At 32.2% G+C, this 19,635-nt stretch carries 20 protein-coding genes and 5 tRNA genes; 24 read left to right on the forward strand and 1 reads right to left on the reverse strand.

The genetic code is table 11. From position 1 onward, the window contains the following. The first annotated feature begins 184 nt into the window (after nucleotides 1–184). From Q0J35_RS05500 to Q0J35_RS05515, 4 genes are all read left to right on the forward strand, one after another. Nucleotides 185–817, forward strand: a complete 633-nt coding sequence (locus Q0J35_RS05500; RefSeq protein WP_297193919.1) for an outer membrane beta-barrel protein — start codon at nucleotides 185–187, stop codon at nucleotides 815–817. A 220-nt stretch (nucleotides 818–1,037) separates the two neighbouring features. Beyond that, nucleotides 1,038–1,370: a metalloregulator ArsR/SmtB family transcription factor gene (locus Q0J35_RS05505; protein ID WP_297193921.1), complete on the forward strand. Its 333-nt coding sequence runs from the start codon at nucleotides 1,038–1,040 to the stop codon at nucleotides 1,368–1,370. Beyond that, entirely contained in the window at nucleotides 1,357–3,261 is a 1,905-nt protein-coding gene (locus tag Q0J35_RS05510) for a heavy metal translocating P-type ATPase (RefSeq protein WP_297193923.1), read from the forward strand. Before Q0J35_RS05505 ends, Q0J35_RS05510 begins: the two co-directional genes overlap by 14 nt. 91 nt (nucleotides 3,262–3,352) lie before the next feature. After that, the gene (locus Q0J35_RS05515; RefSeq protein ID WP_297193926.1) at nucleotides 3,353–4,984 is read left to right on the forward strand and encodes a hydrogenase small subunit; all 1,632 of its coding nucleotides are present in this window, start codon (nucleotides 3,353–3,355) and stop codon (nucleotides 4,982–4,984) included. Here Q0J35_RS05515 and mltG read toward each other — a convergent pair whose 3' ends face one another. After that, the gene (gene mltG / locus Q0J35_RS05520) at nucleotides 4,985–5,938 is read right to left on the reverse strand and encodes an endolytic transglycosylase MltG (protein ID WP_297193928.1); all 954 of its coding nucleotides are present in this window, start codon (nucleotides 5,936–5,938) and stop codon (nucleotides 4,985–4,987) included. It lies immediately after the preceding gene. A gap of 106 nt (nucleotides 5,939–6,044) precedes the next feature. Between mltG and Q0J35_RS05525 the strand changes: the two genes are divergently transcribed. The 20 genes from Q0J35_RS05525 to rplL all read left to right on the forward strand — a co-directional run bounded on the left by Q0J35_RS05525 (nucleotide 6,045) and on the right by rplL (nucleotide 19,609). Continuing rightward, a complete protein-coding gene (locus Q0J35_RS05525) occupies nucleotides 6,045–8,432 on the forward strand; it encodes an AsmA-like C-terminal domain-containing protein (protein ID WP_297193930.1) in 2,388 nt (795 codons plus the stop codon). Nucleotides 8,433–8,556: 124 nt separating this feature from the next. Further along, a complete protein-coding gene (locus tag Q0J35_RS05530) occupies nucleotides 8,557–10,761 on the forward strand; it encodes an NADP-dependent isocitrate dehydrogenase (protein WP_297193932.1) in 2,205 nt (734 codons plus the stop codon). Continuing rightward, complete coding sequence (locus Q0J35_RS05535; RefSeq protein WP_297193934.1) at nucleotides 10,758–11,651, forward strand: malate dehydrogenase; 894 nt, start codon at nucleotides 10,758–10,760, stop codon at nucleotides 11,649–11,651. The genes Q0J35_RS05530 and Q0J35_RS05535 overlap by 4 nt, the downstream gene beginning before the upstream one ends. Nucleotides 11,652–11,671: 20 nt before the next feature. Beyond that, complete coding sequence (locus Q0J35_RS05540; RefSeq protein ID WP_297193936.1) at nucleotides 11,672–11,986, forward strand: 4Fe-4S binding protein; 315 nt, start codon at nucleotides 11,672–11,674, stop codon at nucleotides 11,984–11,986. Next, a complete protein-coding gene (locus Q0J35_RS05545) occupies nucleotides 11,986–13,110 on the forward strand; it encodes a 2-oxoglutarate synthase subunit alpha (protein ID WP_297193938.1) in 1,125 nt (374 codons plus the stop codon). Before Q0J35_RS05540 ends, Q0J35_RS05545 begins: the two co-directional genes overlap by 1 nt. Beyond that, nucleotides 13,110–13,955 (forward strand): 2-oxoglutarate ferredoxin oxidoreductase subunit beta, encoded by an 846-nt coding sequence (locus Q0J35_RS05550; protein WP_297193940.1) that lies wholly within the window; start codon nucleotides 13,110–13,112, stop codon nucleotides 13,953–13,955. The genes Q0J35_RS05545 and Q0J35_RS05550 overlap by 1 nt, the downstream gene beginning before the upstream one ends. Further along, entirely contained in the window at nucleotides 13,952–14,503 is a 552-nt protein-coding gene (locus Q0J35_RS05555; RefSeq protein WP_281526886.1) for a 2-oxoacid:acceptor oxidoreductase family protein, read from the forward strand. Before Q0J35_RS05550 ends, Q0J35_RS05555 begins: the two co-directional genes overlap by 4 nt. 112 nt (nucleotides 14,504–14,615) lie before the next feature. Further along, nucleotides 14,616–14,691 (forward strand) — tRNA-Thr (locus tag Q0J35_RS05560). A gap of 44 nt (nucleotides 14,692–14,735) precedes the next feature. Next, nucleotides 14,736–14,821, forward strand: a tRNA-Tyr gene (locus Q0J35_RS05565). A gap of 3 nt (nucleotides 14,822–14,824) precedes the next feature. Further along, nucleotides 14,825–14,901: transfer RNA gene (locus Q0J35_RS05570), tRNA-Gly, on the forward strand. Between the two features lie 79 nt (nucleotides 14,902–14,980). After that, nucleotides 14,981–15,055 (forward strand) — tRNA-Thr (locus tag Q0J35_RS05575). 71 nt (nucleotides 15,056–15,126) lie between these two features. Further along, entirely contained in the window at nucleotides 15,127–16,326 is a 1,200-nt protein-coding gene (gene tuf / locus Q0J35_RS05580; protein ID WP_297193944.1) for an elongation factor Tu, read from the forward strand. 46 nt (nucleotides 16,327–16,372) lie between these two features. Further along, nucleotides 16,373–16,531, forward strand: a complete 159-nt coding sequence (gene rpmG, locus Q0J35_RS05585; protein WP_297193946.1) for a 50S ribosomal protein L33 — start codon at nucleotides 16,373–16,375, stop codon at nucleotides 16,529–16,531. Next, nucleotides 16,532–16,607, forward strand: a tRNA-Trp gene (locus Q0J35_RS05590). 20 nt (nucleotides 16,608–16,627) lie between these two features. Beyond that, nucleotides 16,628–16,810 carry a preprotein translocase subunit SecE gene (secE, locus tag Q0J35_RS05595; protein WP_297193948.1) on the forward strand — a complete coding sequence of 61 codons (183 nt, stop codon included), beginning with the start codon at nucleotides 16,628–16,630 and terminating at the stop codon, nucleotides 16,808–16,810. Between the two features lie 19 nt (nucleotides 16,811–16,829). Further along, the gene (gene nusG / locus Q0J35_RS05600; protein ID WP_297193951.1) at nucleotides 16,830–17,378 is read left to right on the forward strand and encodes a transcription termination/antitermination protein NusG; all 549 of its coding nucleotides are present in this window, start codon (nucleotides 16,830–16,832) and stop codon (nucleotides 17,376–17,378) included. A gap of 9 nt (nucleotides 17,379–17,387) precedes the next feature. Beyond that, nucleotides 17,388–17,813 (forward strand): 50S ribosomal protein L11, encoded by a 426-nt coding sequence (gene rplK, locus Q0J35_RS05605; RefSeq protein ID WP_297193953.1) that lies wholly within the window; start codon nucleotides 17,388–17,390, stop codon nucleotides 17,811–17,813. A gap of 60 nt (nucleotides 17,814–17,873) precedes the next feature. Then, complete coding sequence (gene rplA, locus Q0J35_RS05610; RefSeq protein WP_297193955.1) at nucleotides 17,874–18,575, forward strand: 50S ribosomal protein L1; 702 nt, start codon at nucleotides 17,874–17,876, stop codon at nucleotides 18,573–18,575. Nucleotides 18,576–18,725: 150 nt separating this feature from the next. Then, nucleotides 18,726–19,208 (forward strand): 50S ribosomal protein L10, encoded by a 483-nt coding sequence (gene rplJ, locus Q0J35_RS05615; protein ID WP_297193957.1) that lies wholly within the window; start codon nucleotides 18,726–18,728, stop codon nucleotides 19,206–19,208. Nucleotides 19,209–19,228: 20 nt separating this feature from the next. After that, complete coding sequence (gene rplL, locus Q0J35_RS05620) at nucleotides 19,229–19,609, forward strand: 50S ribosomal protein L7/L12 (protein WP_297193959.1); 381 nt, start codon at nucleotides 19,229–19,231, stop codon at nucleotides 19,607–19,609. Nucleotides 19,610–19,635 lie beyond the last annotated feature (26 nt).

Here is a 19,635-nt window from a genome sequence, read left to right on the forward strand (position 1 = left end):
AGAGGACTTTGGAAAGGCTTGACACTAGCAGACTTGGGAAGATTAGCAACATTAGTTGCTTAATCTTTTCAAAAAAAAAAAAAAAAAAAAAAAAAAAAAAAAAAAAAAAATTAAAAAAAATTAAAAAAAAAAAAAAAGGGGGGGGGGGGTAGCATTTTTCTTATTTTTTTGAGAAAGGGTTTTTATGAAAATTATCAAAGTTGTGCTTTTATCTTGCATTTTATTTTTTTCTTTCGCAAATGCAAATGAAGATGATAGTGGAGTGCTTTTAGGTATTCAGCTTGGTTATGCTGGTATGGAATATGACGGTTCAGCAAAGACTAATATCACTGAACTTAGTATAAATAATAGCAGTAGCGGTATTTCTTACGGCTTTTTACTTGGTTATCAGCATTTTTTTAACGATACTCACGGTTTAAGAGCTTATGTTGATTATGTTATAAGCTCTGCTGGAAATTACTGTGTAAATTTTTATTGTAAAAATGCTTACTACAATACTTACGGACTTGCTTTAGATTATTTGTTTAACTTTAAAAATGATGCTTTTAATTCTTATGGTATTTTTGTAGGTGCTTCTTATGATTATGCTTCTTTTGATAAGTCAGATTTTGGAACTTTAGAGGATATGAAAGGTGGCGGTCTTGGTGCAAATGTAGGTTTTAGATATGCTTATCAAAAAATGTCTTTAGAATTTGGTATAAAATATCACTTTTTTAAACTAGAAAAAGATTATGGTAGTTCTATATTGTATGATTCTGCAAAAGAGAGCATGATGCCAACTTATAATGTATTTTTAAGAGCAAATTATACATTTTAATTTATACAAGGTATTATACTTTTTGTTAATACCTTGTTCTTTTTTGCTTGCTCACTATCTTACCTATGATGCGAATACGGCTTTAGACTATAAACGAGCTTGAAGCTGGTTAAATTTTAATCTTACCAAACACATTAATAATAATGCCTTTAATTAAGTATATTTTAAAAATATCAATATATAATTATATTATAATTTACTAATATAAAAGGAAAAATTTATGAAAGAAGACAATGCTTTTTCTTGCTCTATTGCAGATGAATTTGTTTTGCCAAACGATGAGGATTTTGAACTTTTAGCTTCATTTTTTTATCTTTTTTCCGATGCAACTAGATTAAAAATTATACATTTGCTAAGAAAAGAAGAATTATGCGTGCATGAGCTTAGCACTATACTCAACATAAAACAACCGTCTATATCACAGCACTTAAAACTACTTCATCAAGGCAAAATTTTGCAAAAAAGAAAACTTGGACTTCATGTATTTTACAGCTTAAAAGATGAGCATATAAGTAAAATTTATAAACAAGGATACAAGCATGTCAAAGAATAAAATTTTCATACTAGAGCTTATTTTAGCTTTTGTAGTTTCGTTTTCTTTTTATTTTAATCTATTTGAAAAATGGTTTTTGCTTACTTTATTTTTTGTATCTTATTTTATTATAGGAAGAAGTGTATTTAAAAATGCCATAAAAGATTTTATGCAAGGTAGATTTATGCGAGAAAGTTTTTTGATGGCAGTTGCTACTTTAGGAGCTATTTTTTTAAATGAATTTATTGAAGCTTTGGCTGTTTTGATTTTTTATAGAATAGGAATTTATTTTGAAGATTTGGCTATTTCAAGGTCAAAAAATAGCATTTCAAATCTACTTAACATCAAGCCAGAATACGCAAATCTCATAAAAGATGAAAAAACTATCCAAAAGCTTAGCTTAGATAAGGTTTTTATAAATGATAAAATTCTTATAAAACCATACGAAAAAGTCCCGCTTGACTGCGTTATTTATGAAAATGAGAGTTATTTTGATACAAAGGCTTTAACCGGAGAAAGTATGCCAAGAGACGCAAAGCCGGGCGATGAGCTTTTAGCAGGTTTTATAAATGGAGATAAAGCCGTAAAAGCTAAGGTTATAAGAGAGTATAAACATTCTTTAGTAGCTAGAGTTTTGGAATTAATTAGCAAGGCTCAAGAAAAGAAGACTCCTTTAGAAAATTTTGTAAGCAAATTTAGCAAATTTTATACCCCTATTGTTGTGTTTTTAGCTTTGTTTTTAACCATTATACCTACCGCTATTTTTGGATTTAGCGAGTTTGATTTATGGCTTGAAAGGTCTTTAAGTTTGCTTGTTGTATCTTGTCCTTGTGCCTTTGTTATCGGTGTGCCTTTGACTTATTTTGCCGCTATTGGCAAAGCCTCTAAAATTGGCATTATGTTTAAGGGTTCAGTTTTTTTAGATCTTCTTGCAAAAAGCAAAACAGTTATTTTTGATAAAACAGGAACACTTACAAAAGGGGAATTTGCACTTAAAAAAATTAATAATTTTAGCAATTTAAGCGATAAAGAGCTTCTAAAATATCTAGCTTTAGCAGAATCAAATTCAAAACATCCACTAGCACTTTGTATAGTTAAGGAGTTTGAAAAAAGCGGAGAAAAGCTTGATTACTCTCTTATAAAACAACATAAAGAATTACGCGGAAACGGTCTTTTGTGCGAGATTGATGATAAGGAAATTTTAGTTGGAAAAGAGGAGCTTTTTAAGAATGTAAAAAATTTTAAACAAGATGATACTTGTAATGTGTTTATGGCTATAAATAATGAATTTGTAGCTTCTTTTGTCCTTGATGATAGTATAAAAGAAGATAGCAAAGAGGGTATAGATGAGCTAAATTCTATGGGTATAAAAACAGTGCTTTTAAGTGGAGATAAAGAAGAAAGAGTAGAAAAGATTGCAAATGAACTTGGAATTTCATCTTTTAAAGGAGCTTGTTTGCCAGATGAAAAACTAGAATTTTTGCAAGGATATATGAAAGAAAATGGCTTGACTGTTTTTGTTGGAGACGGTATAAATGATGCACCTTGTTTGATAAATGCTGATGTTGGCATAGCTATGGGAAATATAGGTTCTGATATAGCCATAGAAAATTCCGATATAGTGCTTGTAGATGATAAAATTTCAAAAATTTCTACTTGCATAAAATTAGCACAAAAAAACTCAAGTATAGTATGGCAAAATGTAATACTAGCATTAAGCGTAAAATTTTTAGCACTCATCTTGGCAGGTTTTGGTTTTTTATCTATAGCTCTTGCTATATTTGCTGATACAGGGGTTACTGTTTTGGTTGTTTTAAACGCACTTAGACAGCTTTATTCAAATGAAAAAGAGGAAAAAAATTTGAAAACAGATGAGTTTAAAATGCATATAAAATGCTGTTCATCTCATTAAAATGTAGTGCAAGTGTTAAGCTTTATTTAATTTTTAATTATTTTTTATTTTTAACTTGATAAAATTAATCATTTTTTTTAAAAGGCTTAATATGCTTAGCAATGATGAATTAAAAATATTATTAGAAAAAAGATTAGCTGATCTAGAATCTTCTCCTTTGAAAGATGAAAAAGTTATACAAGAAAAAAGCGTTTTAAATATACTAAAGTTTTTATCTTTGCCAAATGATTTTTTACCCTTAGCAAAAAGAGTGTTTGAGCTTAGTCCTAGACAAAAGGTGGTTTGGCTTCATTTGGCTGAATGCACGGGCTGTTCTGAAAGTTTATTTAGGACAGATAATCCCGATTTAGCTGAATTTAGCTTTGATTATATATCTCTTGACTATCACGAAACCTTAATGCTTGCTTCTGGTTGGCAAGCTGAAGAGAGTTTAGATGATCTTTTAGATTCTAGTGAGGATTTTATTTTAGCAGTTGAAGGCGGAGTATATGCTATAGATACATTTTTTTTAAGCATAGGTGCAAAGGGTGAAAGTGGTTATGAGCTTTTACAAAAGGTTGCTAAAAGAGCTAGTTCTATTTTTGCTATTGGCACTTGCTCATCTTATGGAGGCATACAGGCGGCAAATCCTAATCCTAGCAAATGTTGCGGCATTTCAGAAGTTTTAGATAAAAAAGTAGTTCATATACCCGGTTGTCCTCCAAGTGATGTAAATATCATAGCAAATATAGCTTTTTATGCTCTTTTTAAAACAGAGCCAAATTTAGACGAAAAAAATAGACCAAAATGGGCTTATGGCAAGTGTTTGCACGATATGTGCGAGAGAAAAGCTAAATTTGAAAGTGGAATTTTTGCACAAAAATTTGATGATGACTTAGCTAAAAATGGGGCTTGTCTATTTAAGATAGGTTGCAAGGGTCCTTATACATACAATAACTGCCCTAAGGTAAAATTTAACTCAAAAACATCTTGGCCTGTGCAAGCAGGACACGGTTGCTTGGCGTGTTGTGAGCCAGATTTTTGGGATGATTTTGGTTTTTATGAATTTGCTATGAGTAATGATAAGGCTTATGTGGATTATTCATTTAAATCCTTAAATATCAAGTCTTTGAAAGAAAATTCTACCTTAGATGATGAAAAGGCTGTGCTTAGCTTTGATGAAGATGAGGTAAAAATTTTATATAAAGACGGTTCTAATGAGTCTAATTTTTTAAGCTTAAGTTTTGAAAGTAATGTAAAGCTAGTTTTGCAAAATTTAGCTAAAAATAAAATGGGAGCATCATTGCTGGATACATACAAGAAAGAATTTCCTAAGCATTATGATTTTATAAATAGCAATTATGACGATGTATCAAAGCCTAGTAGTGATATAAGAGATTTTTTTTCTTATATTTATGTTTTAGCAAGAGGAGAATTTTTAAAAGATACAAAAGATTTTTTTGATTATGCAAGTGCATATAAATTTAAGCATTTAAGTCCATTTGATATAAAGCTTTCATTAAAAGATGATGGTGCAAAGATTGATTTATCAAAATCTATGCGTATGCCACTTATATATCTTTGTGGAGGGCTTGATTTGGAAAGCTTAGCTTTTTCTTTTTGCAAAGATTTATGCAAAAATCTAAACGAGGCTCTATCTTTTCTGTGCGATAAAAGAAGCAAGATGAAGTCATTTTATGCAAGCAAAGATTTTATGCACCCATTTTTGCATAGCCATTTTTGATTATCTTTGTGCTTCTACTGCTTTGTTATGATCGTTTATATTTGTGGTAAATATGTGTTTTCCTGTGCTTTTATCCCTCATAAAATATAAAAAATCCGTTTTTGCAGGAAAAACAGCCGCCTTTATCGCATTTAATGATACATTGCAAACAGCTTCTTTTGGTAGCCCTTCATATTTATATGTATTGTAAAAGCTATTATCATCTCTTATACGTTGTGGAGTTATTTTGATGTGAGAGTATTCGCCATAATTTAAAGTCCCGTCCATTTGAAGTTTCATTCCTATTTTAAGCCTATTATATATAACTGATGCTACTATTGGCATTTCATCGTTTGAAGCAGCTTCTTTTTGTATAACAGAGGCTATGATTACGTAATCATGCCATTTTTTTTCATTATAAGTGCCAAAAATTTTTTCGGAAGCATTTTTAAAAGCATTTTGAGAATGTGTTAAAAGAAGTTCTATAAGCAAGGATTCGTTTATGCCTTTTGGTATGCTGTATGTTTCTGGGTAAAACATCCCTTCTGCATATTTAGCTTGATTTTGATACTCTTGTAAAAGCTTGTCTTTATTTAAATTTAGTTGTTTTGATAATTCCTCTAAAAATATGACTGTAGTTTCTCCTGGTATTAGTGTTATTTTTTCTAGTGCTGCTTTTGCAACTGTTAGTTTATATAAAAATTCTATCTTGCTTAGTTTTTCGGCTCCTATATTTATCCAGCCAGCTTGCGGATATCCTAATAGTCTCAAAGTAAATTCATCTATTTTGCTCATTTTATGGTTATTTTTGTTTAAATCAGCTATAATTTTACCTACAGAACCTTGTGGTATATATACAACAGATTGTGTAGTTGTAGGCAACAACAGATAGTAAAATAAAGAAAAGATAAGAATTATGAATAAATCACATAGCATAAAAGAAAGATTTGTATATTTTTTAATTTTTATATTCATAATTTTATTTATCCCCTTTATTATCCTAAAAATAGGCTTTACTATACCATCTTTTAAAAGTGAAAAAATTTCGGTAGAGCAATTATATATAAAATTAGATAAGAAATTGATAATAAGAGCTAAAAAAGTAAGTTTGCTGCAAAACTTAGAGCAAACAAATGATGAAAGTTTTGCTAAAAATTTACTTTTTTATGTTGAAAAGCTTGATTTGTTTTTTACTTTTTTTGAAGAAGTTCATATAGAAAATATGAAGCTTTTTGAGCGTGAATTTAGGCTTTTATTCACCAAAGAGGAGCTTTTAATAGAAGATAGCAAGTTTTTGCTTAAATTTTCTATAAGCCAAGAAAACAGCAATATAATAGCCAATGTAAATGAATTTAGCTTTAAAGATTATAACATAAGCACAAATTCGTCCCTGCTTATAAAAACAGATGAAGATGTTTATGATATGAATGGAAGCATAAGCTCTGATATTGTTTCGTTTGATTATTCTTTTTCTGTGTCTGATAGAGAAATTGTTTTTCACATAACAAAGCTTTATTCAAATGATATAAAATCGCTTTTTTCTGCCATTTCAACATATATTAAACTAGACAAAGAGCTAGTTGAATGGGTGAGTAAAAAAGCAGTTGCAAAAGAATACTATATAAACGATTTTAAATTAGTGCTTAGTAAAAAATTTATTTCAGGGTATGATATAAAAAATTTAAGTGCAAATGCTAAGGTTAAAAATCTTGATTTGGTATTAAATAACGGAGTTGAATCTATTTTGATACCAAATTTAGACTTAAATTTAAGCAAGGAAAAGCTTGATTTTTATTTTGAACAAGCATCTTTTAATGCTAAAGACATAAGTAGAAGTAAAGTATTTATATATGATATAACAAATCCTAAAAAGATAGGTATATATGTAAGAGTTTTATCAGATGAATTAAAATTAGACAAAGCATTACATAAGCTTTTAAATAGTTACGGTATTATGCTACCTTTTTCACAGCTAACAGGCAATGTTAATAGCGATTTTTTAATCAAGGTCCCATTTCAGGCAAATAAAAAAATAGAATATAGTGGGCAATTTATTCTAAAATCTCTTCAAAGCGATTTAGCTAATTTCTTTGTAAAAGAAGGCACTGTCACTTTAAACAACAACAAGGTAAATTTAAAAAATTTCTTAGTTTCAAATACCTTTTTAGATACATATTTAAATGCAAATATAGACACAACAAAAAAACAAGCTTTATTTGATAGCAATATAAAAAGATTGTATTTTGATAAAATTTTAGATATGAGAGATAAAAATTTAAGTATAGATTTAAATTATAATAAGGGAGTATTTCTAGATATAAAGGATTTTAATCTTAGTTTAGATTTAAGCAATGGTATAGAATTTGCAAATTCTAATATGATAAAATTTAAACCATATTCTCAGATATTGCAGGATTTAAATGTAACAAAAATAGAAAAATTTTGGCTTAAAAGTCAAGATTTTAACGACTTTGATATATCTTTAAATGGTGTATTTTTTTCAAATGAAAATATACTTAAAAATAAAAAAGCCTACATAGAAGACGATTTTTATATAAAAAAAATCAAAGACAGTATAAAAATCAACAATAAAGACAAAAGCATTCAAGCTAATATAACTTCCAAAGACATAAATTTAAATGTAAATAACTTTGGCTTCGTTTTAAAAGATATAAAAGGAGCTTATAGCAAAAATATTTTATACAATATAAAGGCGCAAGGACAAAATTTAGACTTTGTGTTTTCTGAATTTAATAAAAGCCTTAGTTTTGATAATGCGAATTTAAGTGTGTTAGGAGATTCTATCAAATTTAACGCACAAAGAATTAATTCTAGTTTTTATCTTGATAAAACTAGTGATAGGGTTTATCTTTCTATAAATGGGGTAAATGATAAAATTTTAAATGATTTTTTTGCGGAACAATATGTTAAAAACGGGACTTTTTCCTTGCTGCTTGAGGGTAAAAATTTTGATGATCTAAATGGCACAGTAAGTATAAAAAAAACATATATAACCGGTTTAAAATTTCACAATCAACTAATGAGTTTCATTGACACAGTGCCTTCCTTACTTTTATTTAAAACGCCAACATTTAACAATCAAGGGCTTGATATACAAAATGGAGCCATAGCTTTTGACAAAAAAGATGAAAAGATAAATGTAAAAACATTAGCACTTGACGGAGATACTGTCGATATTTTAGGGCTTGGAGATGTAAATTTGAAAGATAATTCCATAAACATACAGCTTGAGCTTAAAATTTTAAAATCAGCATCTCATATAATAGCTAACATACCAATAATCAATCAAGTTTTATTAGGAAAGGACCGTGCTATCTCAACCGCGATCTTAGTTGATGGGACTATAGATGATCCTAAATTTCACACACAAGTGATAAAAGAAGCACTCAAACTACCTTTTGACCTTATAAACAATATCATACAAATTCCATCTACTTGGTTTAATTAATAATTTTATTTGACAATGTTACTTAATTACACTTTGTTAGTAAATTTTTATTTAAAAATCCTAAATATATATCTTTTTTTGTATAATATTCTTTGCAGTTAGATAAAAACACAAGGAAGTTATTATGACTTACACACTTACAGACGAATCTCCAGCTTTGGCTACTTATTCATTTTTGCCTATAGTCAGAGCTTTTTTAAAAAGAGCAAATATAGGTGTTAAAACCGCAGATATATCTCTTGCAGGTAGAATTTTAGCAAATTTCTCGGACTATTTAAAGCAAGAACAAAGATGCGAAGATGCTTTAGAAGAGCTTTCTAAGTTAGTAAATGAGCCAAATTCTGTTCTTATAAAAACGCCAAATATTTCAGCTTCCATACCACAGTTAAAGGCTGCTATAAAAGAGTTGCAAGATAAAGGCTATGCTGTGCCTAATTATCCAGATGAGCCTTCAAATGACAAGGAAAAGGACATAAAAGCTAGATACCAAAAAATTCTAGGCTCTGCTGTTAATCCTGTTTTAAGACAAGGAAATTCAGATAGAAGATGCACGAGAGCGGTAAAGGAATACGCTAAAAATAACCCTTATAAAACAGTTGCTTTTGATAAAAATTCAAAGTCAAGAGTTTCTTGTATGAAAGATGGCGACTTTTTTTCCAATGAAAAGGCTATTTTAGTGAAAGAACCTTGTGTAGCTAAGATAGAGTTTTTGAGTGAAGACGGTGTTACAACTGTTATGAAAGACGGTTTGAAGTTAGAAAAAAATGAAATTTTGGATTGCACTTTTATGGATAGTAAAAAATTACAAGAATTTTACTTTAATGAGATAAAAAGATGTGAAGACGAAAATATTTTGCTTTCTCTGCATCTTAAGGCTACTATGATGAAAGTTAGCGACCCGGTTTTGTTTGGTTATTGTGTAAAGGTTTATTTTAAAGAATTATTTGATGAATTTGCTGATGAATTTGCAAAGCTTGGCATAAATGCAAATAACGGTATTTCAGAGCTTTTAAGCAAGATAGAAAAATCTAGTTTAAAAGATAAAATATTAGCAAAATATAATGAAATTCTTAGCAAAAAAGCTGATATATCTATGGTTAATTCTGAAAAAGGTATCACAAATTTGCATATTCCTAGCGATGTTATAGTCGATGCTTCTATGCCTGCTATGCTTAAAAATGGTGCAAAACTTTGGGATAAGGATTCAAATACAAGAGATACTAATGCCTTAATACCTGATAAGACCTATGCTACTGTTTATGAAGCTGTATTAGATGATATGCGTAAAAACGGACAGTTTAATCCTAGCACTTTAGGTTCTGTTTCAAATGTAGGTTTAATGGCTAAAAAAGCTCAAGAATATGGTTCGCACGATAAAACCTTTGTCGCTGATAAAAATGGAATTTTTAGGATAGTAAATGATAAAGGCGATGTATTGATGGAACAAAAGGTATCAAAAGGTGATATTTTTAGAGCTTGTCAATGCAAGTTTGAAGCGGTGAAAAATTGGATAGAGCTTGGAATTCAAAGAGTTAAGCTAACAGGAGAAGAGGGCATTTTTTGGTTAGACGAAAAAAGAGCTAGCGATAAGATTATGATATCATTTGTAAAAGATATTTTAAAAGATTCTTCTGTTGATAATATAAAAATTTTAAGCCCTAAAGATGCTTGTTTAAGAAGTTTAGAGCTGATTCGTGCTGGAAAAAATGTTATTAGTATAACAGGCAATGTTTTAAGAGACTATTTGACAGATTTATTCCCTATTTTAGAGCTTGGCACGAGTGCAAAAATGCTTTCTGTTGTTCCGATGTTAAATGGTGGAGCAATGTTTGAGACAGGGGCTGGCGGTTCTGCACCAAAACAAGTAGAACAACTAGTAGAGGAAAATCACTTGCGTTGGGATAGTCTTGGAGAATTTCTAGCCTTGCAAGCAAGTTTAGAATTCTTTGCAAACACAAGATCAAATTCAAGGGCCAAGGTTTTGGCACAGTGCTTAGATGAGGCGATAGGGCAGTGGCTTGAGAATAATAAAGCTCCTTCTAGAAAAGTAAAAGAGGACGATAATAGGACAAGCCATTTTTATTTGGCTATGTATTGGGCAAATGAACTTGCCAGACAAGGAAATGAAAAAGAACTTCAGGCTATTTTTAAAGATATTTCTTTGGAGTTAAGTTCAAACGAGGATAAAATTTACAAAGAATTTATAGATGCTCAAGGTAAAAGTGTCGATTTGGGCGGTTATTATAAATTTGATGATGAAAAGGCTAATAATGTTATGAGACCTAGTGCAACTTTTAACGCCATTATAGCAAAGGTTTATGACCTATGAAAATCACTATTATAGGTGCTGGAAATGTCGGAGTAAGCATAGCTTACGCTTTGATACTTAGGGAATTAGCAAGAGAGCTTGTTTTAATAGACAGAAATGAAGATTTGTTACTAGCTAGAGATTTGGAGTTAGGACAAAGTATAGCTGCTTTAAATTTAGATATTAAGCTTATTTGCACTACCGAATACAAAGACTGCACAAACAGTGATATAGTAATCTTTTGTGCTGGTGCAAGACGAAAGGACGGACAAAGCAGGGACGAGCTTCTACAAATAAATACAAATATTATGCTAGATTGCACTAGAAGGCTTAAAGAATATGTAGATGATCCGTTATTTGTAATACTCACAAACCCTGTTGATTTCTTATTGAATACTCTTTTTGAAAACAAAGTATTCAATCCAAAAAAGATAGTAGCTATGGCTGGAGCTTTAGATAATGCTAGATTTAAATATGAATTAGCAAAGAAATTTGAATGCAAAACTTCCGAAATAGATACAAAATTAATGGGATTTCATAACGATGATATGTTGCTTTTAAAATCCCACTCAAGCTATAAAAATCAAAAACTATCTGATATACTAGATAAAGATAGTTTTGATGATATAGAAAATGAGGTAAAAACTGGTGGAGCCAAGGTTATAAAATATCTAAAGACATCGGCATATTTGGCACCAGCTGCGGCTTGTGTTCGTATGGTGGAGGCTATAAGAACTGGTGAATTTTTAGCGATGAGTATTATTTTGCACGGTGAATTTGGAATTCATAACAAAGCTTTTGGCGTCCTAGCTAGACTTAGTTTGGATGGAGTTTTAGAGGTTTCTAAATTAACTTTAGATGAGGAAGAAAGTTCAAAACTAGAGCTTTCTTTAAAAAAATATAATTATTAAATTAATTAAAAGGATATGAAATGAGTATAATCGCTCCCAAAGATACTCCTGTTTGGGTAGATGAACGTAGATGTAAAGCTTGTAATATCTGTGTTAGCTACTGCCCTGCTGGAGTTTTGGCTATGAGAGATGAAAAGAGTGCTGTTTTAGGACAAATGGTTGAGGTGGTTAATCCATCCTCTTGTATAGGTTGCAGTGAATGTGAGGTGCATTGCCCAGATTTTGCTATTATGGTTGCTACAAGAAGTGAGTTTAAATTTGCAAAACTTACTCCAGAAGCAAAACAAAGAGCTGAAGCCATAAAACAAAACAAATACAAAAAGGTAGGTGTTTGATGAGAGAGTTAATAGCAACAGGCAATAGCTTAGTAGCTAAAGCAGCCATAGAGTGTGGTTGTAGATTTTTCGGTGGCTATCCTATAACACCTAGTTCAGAAATAGCTCACGAGTTATCAAAATTATTGCCAGCAAATGATGGGACTTTTATACAAATGGAAGATGAAATTTCTGGCATAAGCGTTAGTATAGGTGCTGCTATGAGCGGTGTAAAAGCTATGACTGCTAGTTCTGGTCCGGGAATTTCTTTAAAATCCGAGCAAATAGGTTATGCTTTTATAGCAGAAATTCCACTTGTTATAGCAAATGTTATGAGAGGCGGTCCATCAACAGGGCTTCCAACTCGTGTTGCTCAAGGCGATTTATTTCAAGCTAAGTCCCCGACACATGGAGATTTTGCTAGTATAGCCTTAGCTCCTGCTTCTTTGGAAGAGTCTTACACAGAAACTGTAAGAGCCTTTAATTTAGCTGAAGAATTAATGACGCCGGTTTTTTTACTGCTTGATGAAACTATAGGACATATGAATGGTAAGGCTAATATTCCAGATATTAATGAGCTTAAAATAATAAATAGAGCCAAATTCAGTGGAGATAAAAAAGATTACAAGCCTTATGCTTGTGCTGAAAATGAGCCAGCTGTTTTAAATCCTTTCTTTACAGGGTATCGTTATCATATTACAGGGCTTCATCATGGAGACATAGGCTTTCCAACAGAAGACGGTGATATAGTAAAAAGAAATATAGAAAGATTATTTGGAAAAATTCGTAGCAGAGTGGGCGAAATTTGTAAATATGAAGAATATATGCTAGATGATGCCGATATGCTTATAGTAGCTTATGGAAGCGTTTCAAGAGCTGCTAAAGATGCTATTTTAAGATTAAGAGAACAAGGCATTAAAGTCGGTCTTTTTAGACCTATAACATTGTATCCACTAAATGATAAAAAGATAGAAGAAGTTGTAAATAAATTCAAAAAAGTTCTAGTTTGCGAATTAAATATGGGACAGTATTTAGAAGAAATACAAAGAGTTTGTAAAAGAGACGATTTGCTAACTTTATTAAGAGCAAATGGCAGACCTTTAACTCCTAGTGAGATTATGGCTAAGGTAAAGGAGAATATTTAATGGCTTTTGATTATGATGAATATTTGCGTGTAGATAAGATGCCTACACAGTGGTGTTGGGGTTGCGGAGATGGAGTTGTTTTAAAGTGCATTATTAGAGCTGTGCAAAAAACTGGATGGAATATGGACGATGTTTGCTTGGTTTCTGGGATTGGCTGTAGCGGTAGAATGAGTTCTTATGTTAATTGCAACACAGTTCATACAACACACGGTAGAGCTATAGCCTATGCTACAGGTATAAAGCTAGCAAATCCTAGCAAAAAAGTTATAGTAGTAAGTGGAGATGGCGATACTTTAGCTATAGGTGGTAATCATACTATACATGGCTGTAGAAGAAATATAGATTTGACTCATATAGTTATAAATAACTTTATATACGGTCTTACAAATTCTCAAACATCTCCTACAACTCCACAAGGCTTTTATACTGTAACCGCACAACAAGGTAGCATAGATCCAAATTTTGATGCTTGTGAGCTTACAAAAGCGGCAGGAGCTTCTTTTGTAGCTAGAGGAAATGTTATAGAAGCTGCTAAGCTTGAGAATTTAATATATAAAGCCTTGTTGCATAAAGGTTATAGCTTTGTAGATGTTTTTTCTAACTGTCATATAAATTTAGGTCGTAAAAATAAAATGGGCGAGGCTACTTCTATGCTTGAATGGATAAAATCAAGAGTAGTTGATAAGTCTAAATATGATTCCTTAAGCCCTGAAGAAAAAGAGGATAAATTTCCTACAGGTATTTTACATCAAGATGAAACAAAAGCAGAATACTGCACTGCTTACGAGGAAGTTAGAAGAGCTGTTAAAGAAAAAAGAATGGTAAATTTAGGAGCTTTGAGATGAAATATCAGCTAAGATTTGGTGGAGAAGGTGGACAAGGTGTTATTACCGCTGGTGAAATTTTGGCAGAAGCTGCTATAGAAGGAAATAGATATGCTTTTAAGGCTTCTACTTATACATCTCAAGTAAGAGGTGGTCCTACTAAGGTTGATATTATCATAGATGATAATGAGATTTTATACCCTTATGCTACTGAAGGAGAGGTTGATTTTATGCTATCCACAGCGGATAAGGCGTATCAAAGTTTTAAAAGTGGTGTAAAAAGTGGTGGCATTTTAGTAGTAGAGCCAAATTTGGTATATCCTAAACCTGAAGATTTTGAAAAATGGAAGATTTACAAAATTCCTATTATTACAATAGCAAAAGATGAAGTTGGAAATGTTGCTACTCAATCCGTCGTAGCTTTAGCTATAGCTGCTTATATGACCCAGTGTATAGACTTAGCCGAGTTAAGAAAAGTTATGCTAGAAATGGTTCCTGCAAAAACTAGAGAATTAAATGCAAAAGCTTTTGATTTAGGTGTAGAATACGCTAAAAAAGCAATTTCTTAAACATTTTTTTAGATAGGGCTCATTTTTTTGTCCTATCTAAAAACGTTATCTTTCATATTTTAAATCCTTGACTTTTTTTCTCATTTTATGTATAATCAAAGTTTTAATTTTTGCTGGTTTAGCTCAGTTGGTAGAGCAGCTGCCTTGTAAGCAGCAGGTCGGGGGTTCAAGTCCCTTAACCAGCTCCATTGTTTTATGCAGTGTTTGACCGGTGTTTAGTTTATGGTGTAAAGGTGAGTTACTCAAGTGGCCAACGAGGGCAGACTGTAAATCTGCTGGCTTTCGCCTTCCGTGGTTCGAATCCACGACTCACCACCATTTGCGGGAGTAGCTCAGTTGGCTAGAGCATCAGCCTTCCAAGCTGAGGGTCGCGGGTTCGAGCCCCGTTTCCCGCTCCATTATTGTAAGAAACTGGGAGCTGTTTTTTGCTACATTTCTTACTATATTTTGTTGTCTAATTTTATACTATTGCTGAGCGCTCGTATGGCTCAGAGGTAGAGCACTCCCTTGGTAAGGGAGAGGTCGCGGGTTCAAGTCCCGCTATGAGCTCCATTTATCAAATAAAAGTATAAAATGCGGACTTGTTTTTGTGTAAATATATAAAATAATATGGAGGAAAAACAATGGCTAAGGAAAAATTTTCTCGTAATAAGCCACACGTTAACATAGGTACCATAGGTCACGTAGACCACGGTAAAACCACCCTTACAGCTGCTATATCTGCTGTTCTTTCTAGAAAGGGTCTAGCTGAGCTTAAAGATTATGATAATATCGACAATGCTCCTGAAGAGAAAGAACGTGGTATTACTATAGCTACTTCTCATATAGAGTATGAAACAGAGAAAAGACACTATGCACACGTTGATTGTCCAGGTCACGCTGACTATGTTAAAAATATGATTACAGGTGCTGCACAGATGGATGGAGCTATATTAGTTGTTTCTGCAGCTGATGGACCTATGCCACAAACTAGAGAACATATACTTCTTTCTAGACAAGTTGGTGTTCCTTATATAGTTGTTTTTATGAATAAAGCTGATATGGTAGATGATGCTGAACTTTTAGAGCTTGTTGAAATGGAAATTAGAGAATTGCTAAGCTCTTATGATTTTCCTGGAGACGACACTCCTATAATTTCTGGTTCAGCTTTAAAAGCACTTGAGGAAGCTAAGGCTGGTCAAGATGGTGAGTGGTCTGCTAAGATTATAGCCTTAATGGATGCTGTTGATAGCTATATACCAACTCCTACTAGAGATACAGATAAAGATTTCTTAATGCCTATAGAGGACGTTTTTTCTATATCAGGTCGTGGAACTGTTGTTACAGGTAGAATAGAAAAGGGAGTTGTAAAAGTTGGTGATACTATAGAAATAGTAGGTATAAAAGACACTCAAACTACTACAGTTACTGGTGTTGAAATGTTTAGAAAAGAAATGGATCAAGGTGAAGCCGGAGATAATGTTGGTGTTTTACTTCGTGGAACTAAGAAAGAGGAAGTTTTACGCGGTATGGTTCTTGCTAAACCTAAATCTATAACTCCTCATACAGAATTTGAGGCAGAAGTTTATATATTAAATAAAGATGAAGGTGGAAGACATACTCCATTCTTTAATAACTATAGACCACAATTTTATGTTAGAACTACAGATGTTACAGGTTCTATAAAACTTGCTGAAGGCACAGAAATGGTTATGCCGGGTGAAAATGTTAGAATAACTGTAAGCTTGATAGCTCCTATCGCACTTGAGGAAGGAACTCGTTTTGCGATAAGAGAAGGTGGGCATACTGTAGGTTCTGGTGTTGTTTCTAAAATCATTAAGTAAAATTTAGGGGGTCTTTTTAAGGACCCCATAAAAAGAGGATAAGTTTATGAGGATAAAAGTTGGTTTAAAATGTGAAGAGTGTGGTGATATAAATTACAGCACTTATAAAAACAGTAAAAATACGACTGAAAAATTAGAGTTAAAAAAGTATTGTCCTAGACTTAGGAAACATACCATTCATAAAGAGGTTAAGTTAAAAAGTTAAAGGGCAATAGCTCCAACGGTAGAGCGCCGGATTCCAAATCCGATGGTTGGGGGTTCGAATCCCTCTTGCCCTGCCATTTTTGAGGTTTTGAAGAATATGGAAAAATTATTGAGTTATTTTAGACTATCTAAAGCGGAGTTGTCAAAGGTTATATTTCCCTTAAGAGAACAAGTTAGAAATGCCTATATTACGGTTTTTGTTGTTGTTTTTGTAGTTGCTTTATTTCTTTGGATAGTTGATTTAATTATGTTTTATTCATTATCTTTCATAGTTTCTTAAATTTTATGAGGAAAGAGTTGTGAGCGAATTTAAGTGGTATGCTATTCAAACTTATGCTGGTAGCGAAATGGCTGTTAAAAAGGCTATACAAAATCTTATTAGGGACAATAATCTTCAAGAGCAGGTTAAAGATATAGTTGTGCCAACAGAAGATGTGATAGAATTTAAGAATGGAAAAGAAAAGATTAGTGAGAGAAGTTTGTATTCTGGCTATGTCTTTATTTGTTTAAAATTTACGGTTGAGCTATGGCACAAGATACAGTCTCTCCCAAAAGTTGGACGTTTTATAGGCGAAAACAAAACGGGTGATAGAAAGCAACCAACTCCGCTTTCTGAAAAAGATATAAATTTAATATTAGAAAAAGTGCAAAATAAGGCTGCTCCAAAACCTAAAATATCTTTTGAAGAGGGTGAAAATGTCCGTATTATAGATGGACCATTTGCCAATTTTACAGGCATAGTAGAGGAGTATGATATGGTTAGAGGTCTTTTGAGGTTAAATGTCTCTATATTTGGTCGATCTACACCTGTTGAAATTCTTTATTCTCAAGTTGAGAAAATAGTTTAAGGAGATTATATGGCTAAAAAAGTCGTTGGTGAAATAAAATTACAAATTGCTGCTACAAAGGCAAATCCTTCACCTCCTGTTGGACCTGCTTTAGGTCAGCAAGGTGTTAATATTATGGAATTTTGTAAGGCTTTTAATGAAAAAACAAAAGATATGGCTGGTTTTAATGTCCCAGTTGTTATTACTGTTTATGCTGATAAAAGCTTTACTTTTATTACGAAACAACCACCAGCTACAGATTTAATAAAAAAAGCTGCTGGAATTTCTAAAGGTTCTGATAATCCTCTAAAAAACAAGGTTGGAAAATTGACAAAAAAACAAATTCTTGAAATAGTGGATAAGAAGATAGCAGATTTGAATACTAAAGATAAAGAGCAAGCTGCAAAGATTATAGCTGGTTCTGCTCGCTCTATGGGTATAGAGATACTTGACTAAAAAAGCCCTACCGACAGGCTAAAATGTTGGAAGCACTATAATAAATGCGGAGTAAAAGATATGTCAAAAATTACTAAAAGATTAAAAGAATTAAATAAAAAAATAGACTCTTCCAAGGAGTATTCTTTAGAAGATGCTATAGAAACTGTTAAAAATTTAGCTTCTGCTAAATTTGATGAAACAGTTGAAATAGCTCTAAAATTAAATGTTGATCCAAGGCATGCTGACCAAATGGTTAGAGGCTCTGTTGTTTTACCTGCTGGAACAGGTAAAAAAGTAAGAGTTGCTGTTATTGCAAAAGATGCAAAAGCTGATGAAGCTAAAGAAGCTGGTGCTGATATTGTAGGTAGTGATGATTTAATAGAAGAAATTCAAAAAGGCAATATAAATTTTGATGTCTTAATAGCTACCCCAAATTTAATGGGTCTAGTTGGTAAGGTTGGTAGAATTTTAGGACCAAAAAGCTTAATGCCAAATCCTAAAACAGGCACTGTTACTCTTGATGTAAAACAAGCTGTTAATAATGCTAAAAGTGGTCAAGTCAATTTCCGTGTTGATAAGCAAGGTAACATACACGCAGGGCTTGGAAAGGTATCATTTTCAAAAGAACAACTAAATGATAATATAAGCACATTTGTTAAGGCTATAAATAAACATAAACCGGCTGCCTCCAAAGGAAGATATATAAAAAATGCCGCTCTTTCTTTAACTATGAGTCCTTCTGTTTCTTTGCAAACTCAAGAGCTTTTAGATATGAAGTAATTTAGGGCTTAAAGCCCTAAATAAAAAGCTAAGGAAATTTTTGTTTTTTTTAGCTTTTTATTTTAGATTGGAGATAGCCGAGGTTTTTACTTAATTAAGACTTACAAAGTCTTTCTCTGTTTGAAATCGCTAATCGGAAAGGAGAAGCTTGTGACTAGAAGTGAAAAAACAGAACTTGTTGCTAGACTGCAAGAAGAGTTTAAAAACAGTGAAATGATAGTAGTTTGTAACTATAAAGGACTAAGCACTAAGAAATTAGAAAGTCTTAGGGATAATGCTAGAGAAAATGGCGTTAAAGTTCAAATTATTAAAAACACACTAGCCTCTCTTGCCCTAACTCAAGCTGGAAAAAATGGTCTTGAACTTAAAGATACAAATATATATCTTTGGGGAGAAGATCAGCTAAATGTTAGCAAAGTTGCTTCTAAATTTGAAGATGATAACGACTTGTTTAACATAAAAACTGCATTTGTAGATGGCGAAGTAACTGATGTTTCCAAAGTTAAGGCTCTAGCTAAAATGCCGTCTAGAAATGAGTTGCTTGCTATGCTTTTGCAAGTTTGGAATGCCCCTATCACAAATTTCACTATAGGGCTTAATGCTTTAAAAGAGCAAAAAGAAAAAGAATCTTAAAATAATAAAAAGGATAAAAAATGGCAATTTCAAAAGAAGATGTTTTAGAGTATATATCTAACTTAAGTGTTTTAGAACTTTCTGAATTAGTTAAAGAATTTGAAGAAAAATTTGGTGTTTCTGCTGCCCCTGTTGTTGTAGCTGGTGGCGGTGCAGCAGCAGCTGGTGCGGCTGGTGGTGCTGAAGAAAAGACAGAATTTAACATAGTGCTAACAGACAGCGGTGCTAAAAAAATAGAAGTTATAAAGGTAGTTCGTGCATTAACAGGTCTTGGTTTAAAAGAGGCGAAAGATGCAGTTGAGCAAACTCCATCTACATTAAAAGAAGGCGTTAGCAAGGCTGATGCAGAAGAAGCTAAAAAACAGCTTGAAGCAGCTGGTGCTAAGGTAGAGCTTAAGTAATTTTACAGTTTAAAGGAAGTTTTACT

Origin of the sequence: uncultured Campylobacter sp. (genome assembly GCF_944323605.1) — a bacterium.
GTDB lineage: Bacteria > Campylobacterota > Campylobacteria > Campylobacterales > Campylobacteraceae > Campylobacter_D.

Bases quoted from the DNA above. Each gene is read 5' to 3' on its own strand.
- mltG (WP_297193928.1), bottom strand. From the start codon at position 5,938: ATGAATATAAAAATTAAAAAATATACAAATCTTTCTTTTATGCTATGT.
- rplA (WP_297193955.1), top strand. From the start codon at position 17,874: ATGTCAAAAATTACTAAAAGATTAAAAGAATTAAATAAAAAAATAGAC.
- Q0J35_RS05550 (WP_297193940.1), top strand. From the start codon at position 13,110: ATGGCTTTTGATTATGATGAATATTTGCGTGTAGATAAGATGCCTACA.
- rplK (WP_297193953.1), top strand. From the start codon at position 17,388: ATGGCTAAAAAAGTCGTTGGTGAAATAAAATTACAAATTGCTGCTACA.
- Q0J35_RS05530 (WP_297193932.1), top strand. From the start codon at position 8,557: ATGACTTACACACTTACAGACGAATCTCCAGCTTTGGCTACTTATTCA.
- Q0J35_RS05500 (WP_297193919.1), top strand. From the start codon at position 185: ATGAAAATTATCAAAGTTGTGCTTTTATCTTGCATTTTATTTTTTTCT.
- Q0J35_RS05540 (WP_297193936.1), top strand. From the start codon at position 11,672: ATGAGTATAATCGCTCCCAAAGATACTCCTGTTTGGGTAGATGAACGT.
- Q0J35_RS05545 (WP_297193938.1), top strand. From the start codon at position 11,986: ATGAGAGAGTTAATAGCAACAGGCAATAGCTTAGTAGCTAAAGCAGCC.
- Q0J35_RS05515 (WP_297193926.1), top strand. From the start codon at position 3,353: ATGCTTAGCAATGATGAATTAAAAATATTATTAGAAAAAAGATTAGCT.
- rpmG (WP_297193946.1), top strand. From the start codon at position 16,373: ATGAGGATAAAAGTTGGTTTAAAATGTGAAGAGTGTGGTGATATAAAT.
- Q0J35_RS05510 (WP_297193923.1), top strand. From the start codon at position 1,357: ATGTCAAAGAATAAAATTTTCATACTAGAGCTTATTTTAGCTTTTGTA.
- Q0J35_RS05535 (WP_297193934.1), top strand. From the start codon at position 10,758: ATGAAAATCACTATTATAGGTGCTGGAAATGTCGGAGTAAGCATAGCT.
- tuf (WP_297193944.1), top strand. From the start codon at position 15,127: ATGGCTAAGGAAAAATTTTCTCGTAATAAGCCACACGTTAACATAGGT.
- Q0J35_RS05555 (WP_281526886.1), top strand. From the start codon at position 13,952: ATGAAATATCAGCTAAGATTTGGTGGAGAAGGTGGACAAGGTGTTATT.
- secE (WP_297193948.1), top strand. From the start codon at position 16,628: ATGGAAAAATTATTGAGTTATTTTAGACTATCTAAAGCGGAGTTGTCA.
- Q0J35_RS05505 (WP_297193921.1), top strand. From the start codon at position 1,038: ATGAAAGAAGACAATGCTTTTTCTTGCTCTATTGCAGATGAATTTGTT.
- rplL (WP_297193959.1), top strand. From the start codon at position 19,229: ATGGCAATTTCAAAAGAAGATGTTTTAGAGTATATATCTAACTTAAGT.